7 protein-coding genes are annotated in these 10,579 nt (G+C 45.5%); 3 read left to right on the plus strand and 4 right to left on the minus strand.

Features of this window, described 5'->3' with window-relative positions:
- Window positions 1-631: 631 nt before the first annotated feature.
- A complete protein-coding gene (locus ACTIE0_RS11325) occupies window positions 632-1,207 on the minus strand; it encodes a hypothetical protein (protein ID WP_006624333.1) in 576 nt (191 codons plus the stop codon).
- Window positions 1,208-1,375: 168 nt separating this feature from the next.
- Here ACTIE0_RS11325 and ACTIE0_RS11330 point away from each other — a divergent pair, with 168 nt between their 5' ends.
- Both ACTIE0_RS11330 and ACTIE0_RS11335 read left to right on the plus strand, forming a co-directional pair.
- Window positions 1,376-4,408, plus strand: a complete 3,033-nt coding sequence (locus ACTIE0_RS11330; protein ID WP_006668437.1) for a HEAT repeat domain-containing protein — start codon at window positions 1,376-1,378, stop codon at window positions 4,406-4,408.
- A gap of 58 nt (window positions 4,409-4,466) precedes the next feature.
- Window positions 4,467-4,943, plus strand: coding sequence for a Crp/Fnr family transcriptional regulator (locus ACTIE0_RS11335; protein WP_006624335.1), 477 nt, complete (start codon window positions 4,467-4,469; stop codon window positions 4,941-4,943).
- Between the two features lie 335 nt (window positions 4,944-5,278).
- Here ACTIE0_RS11335 and ACTIE0_RS11340 read toward each other — a convergent pair whose 3' ends face one another.
- A complete protein-coding gene (locus tag ACTIE0_RS11340; protein ID WP_315663630.1) occupies window positions 5,279-5,533 on the minus strand; it encodes a hypothetical protein in 255 nt (84 codons plus the stop codon).
- Window positions 5,534-5,742: 209 nt separating this feature from the next.
- On the opposite strand from ACTIE0_RS11340, the gene ACTIE0_RS11345 reads away from it, so the two are divergent.
- Window positions 5,743-7,365, plus strand: a complete 1,623-nt coding sequence (locus ACTIE0_RS11345; protein ID WP_035760108.1) for a peptide chain release factor 3 — start codon at window positions 5,743-5,745, stop codon at window positions 7,363-7,365.
- 465 nt (window positions 7,366-7,830) lie between these two features.
- Here the strand turns inward: ACTIE0_RS11345 and aqpZ are convergent, their stop codons facing one another.
- A complete protein-coding gene (gene aqpZ, locus ACTIE0_RS11350; RefSeq protein WP_006624338.1) occupies window positions 7,831-8,577 on the minus strand; it encodes an aquaporin Z in 747 nt (248 codons plus the stop codon).
- Between the two features lie 253 nt (window positions 8,578-8,830).
- Complete coding sequence (locus ACTIE0_RS11355; RefSeq protein WP_006624339.1) at window positions 8,831-10,024, minus strand: ABC transporter ATP-binding protein; 1,194 nt, start codon at window positions 10,022-10,024, stop codon at window positions 8,831-8,833.
- Window positions 10,025-10,579: the final 555 nt, after the last annotated feature.

A 10,579-nucleotide genomic window follows, 5' to 3' on the forward strand; every position in this document is an offset into this window, starting at 1 on the left:
GGTAGTTATTTCGGGCATTTCAGCCCTATTTCATACCCGAACGTCTCGCACCATACGCTTACACTTTTCACTACTCTACGAGATGTACTCGTAGAGAGCCCAATAGGGGTTTCAACGTTCCGTATATATGGGCATTCCATCTTTAGATTTGTCCTATCCACCGGGGTAATTTTAAAGGTCTTTGTAGGTAGTAAGTCTAAACTCCTACTTTTCCCCTTGCTCTTTTGAGCGCAGCGTGTCAACATATTTCGCTGCTTGGTAATTACGATGGTTCAGGCCAGACATTCGGTTTCCCTAATCATGGATGGTTGGCAGTGGTCGCATATAGTAGTATGTTCTACATCACGCCTTCCGTTCCCCGCTTCAATCCTAGGGTTGTGAATCCTAAAACTGGGGGTGGCTATCGCCTTTACTCTTTCCCATAATCACCCCAAGTGGGTTAAATACTCCTCCTAAGTATACTTGGACGGTACTTTGTGATTTCTTAAAATGGGATTGACCCTGAGTTCCCTGCCTTGCTTAGAGTCACGACTTCTAAGCGTCGGGACATATATACAGTTAAGGGGTAGACTTGTCGAAGGTCTAACTCCCTCTAGGAGGTTATTTCAGGCATTGCAGCCTTATTTCACTCCTAAACATCTCGCACAGACTTCTCTACCATAGCATCTACAGCATCTACAGCGATCGCAAATTGAGCATAGTATCCATCAGCCTGGCGGACTAATCTTACTCGCTTAATTTGTGTGATGTCGTAGTAGTTCAGGTCCCAGGTTCCCTTTAATTTCAGAGTCCCGATACCTTTTTTGTCAGAAAAGGTAATAGCTTTTCTGGTTTCCGAAAGTTGCCATCCGCTAGTTTTATATTCAACAGAGCGACTATGTTTTTTGAACTTAGGAAAACCTTTTTTACCCTTAACACTCAGCGAAGTCAAGGCTTTAACTTTTTTCTGACAGTTATCGTAGAACCGAGAAATAGCAAACCAAGCGCGTTCAGCCACTGATTGTCTAGCCATCGAGTTCAATTCCTTGGCAAAAGGAAACTCAGCCGCTAAGACAGCACAATATTTATTTAGGTCATATTTACCCCCCCCTTTATTATCCATCCAATAGCGCCAACATTTGTTTTGGATAAACTGAGATGTGCGAATAGCCTCGTCTATAGCTTGGTACTGAGATGGTTTAGCTTTGATGGGCGAACTCGTATACAATCATTGCTCACTCTAACAACCTTATGCTATTATAGGATACCAATGAAAAGATAGCAATAGTAGGTAGGCGAATAAATTTGCCCTAGCCGCTACATCCGCCCTATAAAGAGAGGCGGCCAAAGTGGCTATCAGGTGTTTTCAGATAACATTGAGGGGTCTCAATACGGGATGGAAAAGCGAATTGGTGAACCCGCAGGAGTGGGACAGGGTGTGCTACGCGGTCTAAATCTCCGCCCAGAAGAAGTAGAGCGAACCTTATTAATGTTCGCAGTTTATACTTTTTCATCCATCGGACTGATTTGGTTAGAACTAAGTACCGTCGGCCTATTTATTGATCAATATGGGGCAGAAAAACTGCCTTGGATTTATATTGCTAGTGCTGGGATCGGGTCTAGTTTGGGTGTAGTTTACTCTCGGTTACAGACCTTTTTACCCCTGCGCCGGGTGATTGTTCTGATTTTACTACTGATGGCAATCCCCCTGTTTCTATTTCGTTTTGGTTTGAGAATAGAAAATTTCAGGTTCTTGGGATTAAGTCTTCAGTTTGTTACCCTATTTGTCATGTGGCTGTGGGTTGAGGCTTGTTATCTTCTCAACGATCTCAATACCTCCATTACCTCTAATCAACTTTTTAACATTCGGGAGATCAAGCGCACCTATCCCATTATCAGTAGTGGTTATCTGGTGGCTGGGGTGGTTAGCGGTTTCTCCCTACCTCTATTGCTGAGATTTGTAGGATTAAACAATGTCACCCTAGTATCTGGGACTATGGTTCTCGTGGGTGCAGGTGTTTTATTTTATCTGTCCCAAAGATATGAACAGTCTTTCCCAGATTCTTCCCGGTGGACCCCCGAAGACGAACTCCCCGAATTTAGTACCCGTAGCCTCAAAGGTCCCCTACAAGGCTATGTCATTCCCTTGGTGCTATTTTTCGTCATGGCTGAAGTCGTCTATGTCATGGTCGATTTCCAGTTTTTCAGTCAATTAGAATACCGTAGTATCGGTGGCGCTAGTTGGATTGTTAGCTTCCTGGGACTATTTGAGGGGGTTTTGAGTACCTTCCAAGTAGCCACTCAGTGGTTTGCTTCCAGTCGCTTGGTCGAAAAAATAGGCGTGTTTGGTACAGCATCTATCCTTCCTGTGGGGGTAGTCGCCTTGGGCCTGTTTTCCTTGATAGGGGGGGCTACGGGTTTATTTACCATATTTATAGGGTTTTTGATTCTCAGATTTTTAGATGAACTGTTCCACTACACTCTCATCGAAACTACCGGGACGGTTCTATTTCAACCCCTACCAGAAAATATTAGGAGTGATATTCAGACCCTGGTTAATGGTGTCTTTGAACCCCTGTCAACGGGTTTGAGTGGTATCGGGATTTTGCTGTTGCTGTGGCTGATTAACCTATTTTTACCCGATGGTGTCCCAGAAGGTATTTTCCTGCAAGACCAAAGTCTGATTTTTGTCGTAACTATTATTTTGTTGGCTTTTGTCTGGTTGTGGGTGGTCTGGAAAATTCGCTCCCAATATGTAAGACTTCTAGTCCGTAGTGCTGAACGCGGTCGCCTGGGAACTACAGATATTGATATGCGTAGCCTCAAGCGATCGGTGGTCGATGAGTTGAAACAGCCAACCCCAGAAGCTGATAAGCGTTCCTGTATTGAATTACTCAGCCAACTTGATCCTAAAAATGTCGGGGATACTCTGGTTCCACTACTGGAGATTATGTCCCCGAATCTTCAGCGTCAAGCCCTAGAACTGATGCTAGATTATCCTAATCCCGCTCATTTAGAGGCGATTAGATCCCTATCTCGTAGCAGTCTACCTCCTGAAGTTTTGGCTTTGGCACTACGCTATATCTGGTTAACTGAATCTAACCCAGATATTAATCAGTTGAAACCTTACCTACAACCAAGGGTCGATCCGGTGGTACGGGGAACAGCCGCAGCCTTGATTATGCGTCGTGGCGATCGCGAACAAAAAGCGGCGGCTACTAATACTATCCGCCGCATGATCGTCTCTAATCAAGAACCCGAACGGGTGATGGGAGTCCGGGCTCTGGGTGATGCTGATTATCTGCAAGGGTTGCGAGTTTATCTTAATGACCTCCTCGCTGATGAATCTCTCAGGGTCCGCTGTTCGGTCTTGGAAGTCATTGCGGCTACTAAGATGGAAGAATACTATGGCTCCCTATTAAAAGCCGTTTCCTACCGTTCTACCAGAGAAGCAGCAAGAATGGCCTTAGTCCGATTGGGAAATGAGGCTATTCCTCTATTAATGAGAATAGCAACGGATATCTATAAATCAGATTTGGTCAGACTTCAGGCTTGGTCTGCTTTGGGAGAAATTGGTACGCCAGAAGCCTTAGATACTCTCATTGATAATCTGTTAATTTCCTGGGGAACCACCCGACGTAATATTCTCCGCATTCTCCTGAAAATTCCCGATGATGCGGGGATTGAAAGAACTTTAGACCGCATTGGACGTAATGGGGTGGAAACGTTAATTGAACAGGAGTTGATGTTTATTGGTCAAATCTATAGCACTCTTTTAGACCTCGAACCTGAAAAACCTACAGCTCCTATCTTACCTTCTACTGTCTCCCTTGAGGTCGCTTCCCCCCTAGAAATGCTCTGTCGCGCGCTCCGTAATCTTGAATCTGATGCCATAGACCGCTGTTTTCTGCTGATGAAGTTCCTTTACTCCCTCGGATCTATTCAGGCGGCGGCTTTCAATATTCGCTCTGGACAACAGGGAAATATTGCTCGTGGGTTGGAAATCTTGGATAATACTGTTGATATTTCCCGTAAACGAGCCTTGATTGGCATTTTGGATAATCACTCTATTGTCCAAAAAATTGAGGACCTCTCCCCTTTGATTTCCTATAAACCAATGACACCTAGCGAGCGCCTTCGTCGTTTACTGGAGTTTCGCCATTTCCTCTCGGATTGGTCTTTGGCTTGTTGCTTCCACCAAGCGCGGTCCGCCAGTTGGAGTCTCACCGCTGAACAGACTTTGATGTGTCTGAGACATCCCACAGGTTTTGTCCGGGAAGCTGTTTTGGCTTACCTCAAGATGGGAGCGCGTCAGGCTTTGGTAGAATTATTGCCAATGCTACAAACCGATCCAGACCCTTTGGTGGCTCACCAAGTACAACAATTAATCTCGGAATTAGCTGTACACATAAAAACCGAAATGCCTTGAGCAATGGGGAGTCCCTCTGGATTCAAGTTTACTAACTCGCGCTTTACCTCGTCTGATTATGTTAACTAGCGTACAACGCCTATTGTTTGTCCGAAAAGTCCCCATTTTTCAAGAACTTAGGGATGATTTCTTGGTGCGTCTTGCTTCTGTTATGGATGAATTGTCTTTTCCCCCTAATCAAAGTATTTTTACTGAGGGACAAGAAGGGCGATCGCTTTATATTGTCGTTTCTGGTCAGGTCAAGGTTCATCATGGCGATCGTGAATTGGCTCGTTTGGGTAAGGAAGACTGTTTTGGCGAAATGTCTCTATTTGATGCTGAACCGCGATCGGCTTCTGTCACTACCCTAGAACCCTGTGAATGTCTCATGCTCACACAGATGCAGCTTTATGATGCTATTGATGAGACTCCTGGTATTGCGGTTAATATTATTCGCTTACTATCTCGCCGCATCCGAGAATTGAACCAAAAAGCCAACGATCAAAACCCTAAATCTTCCATTTCCGAAGTTAAAGTCCCACCCCCTCGGTCTTGATGTATCTTGATTTTTTTTCAAAAAAAAATTGGGGTCGCTTTTTTGCCTCGCGGGCATTGACAACCCAGGGCATTCCTGCTATTATATTGACAATATCTTTAATAATTGGATATAGCCAAAAATAAAAATTTTACAACCATCCCATTATATTAAAAGTGTAGCGCAAGTAGCCGCCAAAGGCAACCCCCCTCCCCCCAAAAAAATTTTTTGCAACATTTATTAAAATTTTGTTACAAAAGTTAATAAAGTTATAGTTTGGTAGGAAGGGATTAGTCTGTAAGCTAATGTTTGGACACACAGTTACCCATTAATCCCAAAATTGGGCAGCTATTTGGCTAGGGTAGGTGTAGCAGTTCGTGGCTGACAGAAGCACCCCGAGGGCGGGTGTAGCAGTCTTGCTGGTGTTGGTAGTAGCTGACAGAAGCACCCCGAGGGCGGGTGTAGCAGTCTTGCTGGTGTTGGTAGTAGCTGACAGAAGCACCCCGTGGGCGGGTGTAGCAGTCTTGCTGGTGTTGGTAGTAGCTGACAGAAGCACCCGCCCCTACTGTCAATGCAGAAAGAAAAGTCTTGTATCTGCTATGATAATTCAATAGCCCAGGTACTCTGGGTGGTAATGCCTGTGGAGCTGTCGGAACGGGGTAAGACTGTTGGGAGGTTTCGGCCACTTGTACCAACAACTGCTGGGGAAGACCAAGGAAGCAGGAATGCCTTATCGTGAGGTAAGGAAGCCCGTGTCGTAATCTTTGATTCGATGACGGGAGGATGTCACGTCGGAGATGGCAAAATCTATCAAGGTCCTATGTCAACAGAAATTAAGGACGAATTACAGCTAGAAGTGCAACGCCGCCGTAATTTCGCCATTATCTCCCACCCAGACGCGGGAAAAACCACGTTAACAGAAAAACTACTTCTGTATGGAGGAGCCATTCACGAAGCGGGAGCAGTAAAAGTCCGCAGGTCGCAGCGTCACGCGACATCAGACTGGATGGCGATGGAACAACAACGGGGGATTTCCATCACTTCAACAGTGTTGCAGTTTGAATATCATAACACTCAGATTAACTTACTGGATACTCCCGGACACCAAGATTTCAGTGAAGATACCTATAGGACGTTGGCGGCGGCGGATAATGCGGTGATGCTGGAAGATGCAGCTAAGGGTTTAGAACCTCAAACCCGGAAGCTGTTTGAGGTGTGTAAGATGCGGGGCTTACCTATTTTTACGTTTATTAATAAAATGGATCGCCCTGGTCGGGAACCTTTGGAACTTCTTGATGAAATTGAGCAGGAATTGGGGTTACACCCTTACCCGGTAAACTGGCCAATTGGTATGGGCGATCGCTTTAAAGGAGTTTTTGACCGCCATAAGGGACAAATTCATCTATTTGAACGGACAGCCCACGGTTCTCGGGAAGCGGTAGATACAGTGATAGATTTGGGAGATCCGCGCATTGAGGATTTATTAGACCAGGATCTGTATTATCAACTCAAGGAAGAATTGGAACTGTTGGACGCTTTAGGTTCAGACTTGGATCTGTCGGCGGTACATAGTGGGAAAATGACCCCAGTATTTTTTGGTAGCGCCATGACTAACTTTGGGGTACAACTGTTTCTGGATGCTTTCCTAGAATATTCGTTAAAACCAGGTCCCCACAATAGCACGATTGGGGATATTCCCCCAGATTATCCAGAGTTTACAGGGTTTGTGTTTAAGTTACAGGCGAATATGGACCCGAAACATCGCGATCGCGTGGCTTTTGTGCGGGTATGTACAGGAAGATTTGAGAAGGACATGACGGTTAGCCATGCTAGAACCGGAAAAACGGTGCGTCTGTCACGTCCGCAAAAACTGTTCGCGCAGGATCGTGAGTCAATTGAGGCGGCTTATCCTGGGGATGTCATTGGTTTAAATAATCCGGGAGTATTTGCGATCGGTGATACCATCTACAATGGTCAAAAACTGGAATATGAGGGGATTCCCTGTTTTTCGCCGGAACTTTTCGCCTATCTGAAAAATCCTAATCCGTCTAAATTTAAGCAGTTCAATAAGGGTATTACAGAACTGAGGGAAGAGGGAGCAATTCAGATCATGTATTCTCAGGATGATTCTAAACGCGATCCAATTTTGGCGGCGGTGGGTCAACTTCAGTTTGAGGTAGTTCAGTTTCGGATGCAGAATGAATATGGGGTGGAAACTCGCCTAGAATTGTTACCCTATAGTGTGGCTAGATGGGTAGCAGGGGGATGGGAAGCGTTAACCAAGGTGGGAAGACTGTTTAATACTGTTACTGTTAAGGACAGTTGGGGTCGCCCAGTTTTGTTATTTAAGAATGAGTGGAATTGTCAACAGGTACAGTCGGAACATCCAGAACTGGAATTAAGAAGTTCGGCTCCGGTGGTGTCGGGTCAGCAACCGCAATAGTGGGAAAAATTGAGTAGGGACAACATATAGTTGTCCCTATCGTTTGTGTGTATATACAGAATTGACAGAAAGACAATGAGGATCCTTGTGTTGACTACTCCCCGCGCTAAAGCGACGGGGATTCCCCGGAGGGATTTCAGAACTTCCGACAAGTCGGACTCCTAGGCGAAGTCAAATACGCCTCTATAGGTGGCCCGAAGGCTTCCTTTTACTTATTTTCATTCAATCACCTTTTGTCTCTCGCCAATGAAACGTCTTTGCTGCCGACATTTCTGCATGATGCAAGTCTGCCCTCACGGGATGTTAAGCCCCTTTCATTTGGGTCATAGAGAAGGCGATACCATTCTATCATAGTCATTGCGGCTAAAGCCGCCGAGTCGTTTTTCCGCCCCGCTTTAAAAAGACGGAGCTACCAAACTCCCGAATTTTTGCCGTGTTGTATATGGAGGGAAGCGCAATAGTTAGTTATTCGACAATAGCGGGGGTTTCTTCGATTGGCGTTTCAGAAAATAAGGCTGTATAGGCATATCCGGCGGCGATCGCTCCTACAATGGGAGCCAACCAGAATAACCACACTTGACTAAACAATTCTACGCCAGCAAACAGGGCTGGTCCTGTGCTGCGAGCGGGGTTAACAGAAGTGTTGGTCACGGGAATGCTGATTAAGTGAATTAGGGTTAGGGCTAAACCAATAGCAATAGGAGCAAAGCCCTTGGGGGCTCGGCTATCTGTTGATCCCAAAATCACCATCAAAAACATGAATGTCAGAACTACTTCTGTGATTAAACACGAAAGTAAGGAAAAGCCACCGGGAGAGTGAGGCCCAAAACCATTAGTAGCCAGAGGATTAGTACCAGTAAGGATAAAATCTGGTTGACCTATGGCGATTAGATAGACCAAACCGGCGGCAACGATCGCACCTATAACCTGAGCGACAATATAGGGGAGTAAATCCGAGGCTGGGAAGCGTTTTGCTGCCCATAAACCAAAGGAAACTGCCGGGTTAAGGTGACAACCGGAAATGTGACCAATGGCATAAGCCATAGTCAATACGGTGAGACCAAAGGCGATCGCCACACCAATAAAGGCAATCCCAAAAGGATTATCAACACCCCGTGGAAATTCGGCTGCTAATACCGCACTACCACAACCTCCGAACACGAGCCAAAACGTACCGAGAAACTCGGCGATGCACCGTTTATTCAGGGGCATTTTTTTCACCTCAAATAACTAATTGGGTAAGTTTAAGCAGCAATGCTATCACGTCTGCTTCTGGGAGTGAATTGTTGTTAGTAAAACTTTATAATTGTCGTGGCTATCTGGAAGCCCTAGACTATTATTAAATGAACATATAACTATATGTTAACCTAACAGATATCTAGTATTTGTTGGGTATGCCCTGAGACCAGGTATGGCTTATATATCCTGTGGAAAAGCAGTTATAGAGTTAATTAAACATAGTTAATCAAAGACGATCGCCTGTTTGTGGGTGAAAAAGATGCACTTTTTCATAGGCGATCGCCAAGTTAATTTTATCCCCCAAACTGACATCAATGGCTGCGGGAATCCTCACCTGTAAGCCATCTTCTGGGGGGTGGGTAAACCTAGCAAATAACAGGGTTTCATGTCCCAAGGATTCGACCCGTTCAACCCTGACATTAAGATGATTCGGGCTAGGTTCTGCGAGGGTTAAATGTTCCGAACGCACGCCCAAAACGATAGACTGATCAGCCAAATTCGTGAGATTAGCTATGGTTTCCTGAGATAAACTGAGGCGAAAATGGGGATGGATTAACTCACCGGACTTAGACAATTTAACGGTGAGAAAATTCATGGGACTAGAGCCAATAAACTCGGCTACAAAACGATTAGCGGGGGAGTTATACAAAACCATGGGACTGTCAATTTGCTGAATTTGTCCGCCATTCAGGACAGCAATTCGAGTCCCCATAGTCATAGCTTCGGTTTGGTCGTGGGTAACATAAATAGTGGTAGTTCCTAACTGTCGTTGTAAGTCAACAATTTGCGATCGCATTTCGGTGCGTAACCTAGCATCCAAATTAGATAAGGGTTCATCCATGAGAAAAACCTGGGGATTTCGAGCCATAGCCCTTCCTAAAGCGACCCGTTGCTTTTGACCGCCGGAAAGTTGTTTGGGAAACCGATCTAGTAGGGGTTCAATTTGCAACATCTCAGCAATTTGTTGTACTCGCAGCGCAATGGAACGTTCCCGACTAGACTGGTTACGGAAGGAATTAGGAAAAGGGAGCGATCGCTTTATAGTTCCGGCTAGTCTTTGAGGCAATTTTTCGGGTTGGCCAGTACGTCGCAACCCAAAAGCCAAATTATCATAAACTTTAATGTGGGGATATAGGGCGTAATTTTGAAATACCATAGCGACATCGCGGTTTTTGGGAGGATAATCATTAACTAAGCGATCGCCAATCCAAATCTTTCCGGCTGTGGGAGTTTCCAAGCCAGCAATCAAGCGTAATAGGGTACTTTTTCCGCAGCCAGAAGGTCCGACAAACACCATAAATTCACCATCACGGACGGTGAGGTTAATATTACGAAGGACGGCTCTATCTCGGTCGGTTTCCGAGGGGGTATTTTCCTGGGAAAAACGCTTATAAATATTCTCCAAAACGACGATCGCCATAGTGATTAACCCTCGATTTTTGTACGGTGAATGGGGCTAACCACGGACAAAATCGGTTCCCCAGCATTCAATTCTACCAGGCGATCGCCATAACCATCCTTACCCCAAACCGGAACCACATCAGGAACTAAAGTTACCTAATGATTTTCACTGGTTAAACAATATACAACCTCACGGGGAGTAGTCGCGGCCAACCCCCGACAAGCATATCATGATGACGGAGAGTTTAACATCTGAGTACCAAGGACTAACTGGACTATGGAGGTTTAAGCGATCGCAATTCATTTTTGAGGGATTTTAATAACTCGGAGCGATCTGATCATCAACCGCCTACCCCCACCGGGTGCGATCGTTTGATTCCCGCTCAGTTAGTAGGGTGAGATGGTGGTGTTGGGTTCCGTACCTCCACCCAACCTACTCAAATAGGCGATCGCCCTTTGTGGCTCGGGTGAAACCCAACATTTGTGGCTTGGGTTTCACCCAACAGGGAGAGATATGACGGAAAAAGCGATCGCCCTTTGTGGCTCGGGTGAAACCCAACAGGGAGAGATATGA

The organism is Limnospira sp. (assembly GCF_051859755.1).
Taxonomy (GTDB): Bacteria; Cyanobacteriota; Cyanobacteriia; order Cyanobacteriales; family Microcoleaceae; genus Limnospira; species Limnospira fusiformis.

Bases quoted from the DNA above. Each gene is read 5' to 3' on its own strand.
- ACTIE0_RS11355 (WP_006624339.1), bottom strand. From the start codon at position 10,024: ATGGCGATCGTCGTTTTGGAGAATATTTATAAGCGTTTTTCCCAGGAA.
- ACTIE0_RS11345 (WP_035760108.1), top strand. From the start codon at position 5,743: ATGTCAACAGAAATTAAGGACGAATTACAGCTAGAAGTGCAACGCCGC.
- aqpZ (WP_006624338.1), bottom strand. From the start codon at position 8,577: ATGCCCCTGAATAAACGGTGCATCGCCGAGTTTCTCGGTACGTTTTGG.
- ACTIE0_RS11330 (WP_006668437.1), top strand. From the start codon at position 1,376: ATGGAAAAGCGAATTGGTGAACCCGCAGGAGTGGGACAGGGTGTGCTA.
- ACTIE0_RS11335 (WP_006624335.1), top strand. From the start codon at position 4,467: ATGTTAACTAGCGTACAACGCCTATTGTTTGTCCGAAAAGTCCCCATT.